The 367-nt window shown below is 68.9% G+C and carries 1 protein-coding gene; it reads left to right on the top strand.

The genetic code is table 11. The features are described 5' to 3' along the window. The coding region (locus QWI17_RS00245) for a hypothetical protein (RefSeq protein ID WP_441294571.1) at positions 1-221 on the top strand (221 nt) is incomplete at its 5' end. Positions 222-367: the final 146 nt, after the last annotated feature.

The raw sequence follows: 367 nt of genomic DNA, 5'->3' as shown, positions 1-367 counted from the left end.
GCCCCATCGGTTTCGAACAATGGCTAGGCGAGAACCTGGCCTCCAATACCACGCTCGATTGTCCACTGTGCAGCCACGCGGGCCTGGCGTTCACGCCCCTGCTGCCAGACCTGCCGTTCGCACACGCTGCGCTCGATGACCGCCTGCCCGCTGCCCCGGCAGCCTGGCCCCGGCGCCTGTGGCCCGCAGCCAACCCCCGCGCCTCGCCTGCTCTGGCCTGATCCGTTGTCCCTGACCCGCCCCACGCCCTTGGCTCTATGCACCTGGGGATGCCGCCATGCGCGCGGGGCTGGCCCGCCTCGACTTATCGCAACCGGAACACCCAGAGCATGAAGAACAAGACGCTTTGCTGCGCCGCCGCACTTGC

It is taken from the genome of Gilvimarinus gilvus (genome assembly GCF_030518155.1).
Classification (GTDB): Bacteria; Pseudomonadota; Gammaproteobacteria; order Pseudomonadales; family Cellvibrionaceae; genus Gilvimarinus; species Gilvimarinus gilvus.
The sequence above is the reverse complement of the archived record's forward strand: the minus strand, read 5'-3'. Positions and strand labels throughout refer to the sequence as shown.